The following is a 1,364-nucleotide window of genomic DNA, read 5'->3' as shown; positions in this document are numbered from 1 at the left end:
GATCGGAGGGTCACCCACCACATGATCGTCAACGAGCCCGTCCCGGACACTTTCGAGGACACCCCGGCCAGGGACCGCGACCCCGACTGGTTCAAACGCGCCGTCTTCTACGAAGTCCTGGTCCGCTCCTTCCAGGACAGCAACGGCGACGGCATCGGCGACCTCAAGGGCCTCACCGCGAAACTCGACTACCTGCAATGGCTGGGCATCGACTGCCTGTGGCTGCCCCCGTTCTTCAAATCACCCCTCAGGGACGGCGGCTACGACGTCTCCGACTACACCGCCGTCCTGCCCGAGTTCGGTGACCTCGCCGACTTCGTCGAATTCGTCGACGCCGCCCACCAGCGCGGCATGCGCGTCATCATCGACTTCGTCATGAACCACACCAGCGACCAGCACCCGTGGTTCCAGGAGTCCCGCACCAACCCCGACGGACCCTTCGGCGACTACTACGTCTGGGCCGACGACGACAAACAGTACGAGGACGCCCGGATCATCTTCGTCGACACCGAGGCCTCCAACTGGACCTTCGACCCGGTCCGCAAGCAGTACTTCTGGCACCGCTTCTTCTCCCACCAGCCCGACCTCAACTACGAGAACCCCGCCGTCCAGGAAGAGATCATCTCCGCGCTGCGGTTCTGGCTGGACCTGGGCATCGACGGGTTCCGGCTGGACGCGGTGCCGTACCTCTACCAGGTCGAGGGAACGAACTGCGAAAACCTTCCGGCAACGCACGAGTTCCTGAAGCGGGTCCGCAAGGAGATCGACACGCACTATCCGGACACGGTGCTGCTGGCGGAGGCGAACCAGTGGCCCGAGGACGTCGTCGACTACTTCGGCGACTTCCCCTCCGGCGGCGACGAGTGCCACATGGCGTTCCACTTCCCCGTCATGCCACGGATCTTCATGGCGGTACGGCGCGAATCCCGGTACCCGGTGTCGGAAATCCTCTCGAAGACCCCGGCGATCCCGTCCGGCTGCCAGTGGGGCATCTTCCTGCGCAACCACGACGAGCTCACCCTCGAAATGGTCACCGACGAAGAACGCGACTACATGTACGCGGAGTACGCCAAGGACCCGCGGATGCGCGCCAACATCGGCATCAGGCGCCGGCTCGCCCCACTGCTCGACAACGACCGCAACCAGATCGAGCTGTTCACCGCCCTGCTGCTGTCCCTGCCCGGCTCGCCGATCCTCTACTACGGCGACGAGATCGGCATGGGCGACAACATCTGGCTCGGCGACCGGGACGCGGTGCGCACCCCGATGCAGTGGACACCCGACCGCAACGCGGGCTTCTCCTCGTCGGATCCCGGCCGGCTGTTCCTGCCCACGATCATGGACCCCGTCTACGGCTACCAGGT

General features: G+C 65.0%; 1 protein-coding gene. It reads left to right on the top strand.

Annotated features, from left to right (window positions below; all coding sequences use genetic code 11):
• Window positions 1-21 precede the first annotated feature (21 nt).
• On the top strand, window positions 22-1,364 hold a 1,343-nt coding region (treS, locus tag AQJ27_RS20095), incomplete at its 3' end, for a maltose alpha-D-glucosyltransferase (protein ID WP_067370683.1).

Origin of the sequence: Streptomyces olivochromogenes (genome assembly GCF_001514115.1) — a bacterium.
In the GTDB taxonomy this organism is placed as follows: domain Bacteria; phylum Actinomycetota; class Actinomycetes; order Streptomycetales; family Streptomycetaceae; genus Streptomyces; species Streptomyces olivochromogenes.
Note: the sequence above shows the minus strand (reverse complement) of the source record. Positions and strands in the feature narration are given on the sequence as shown.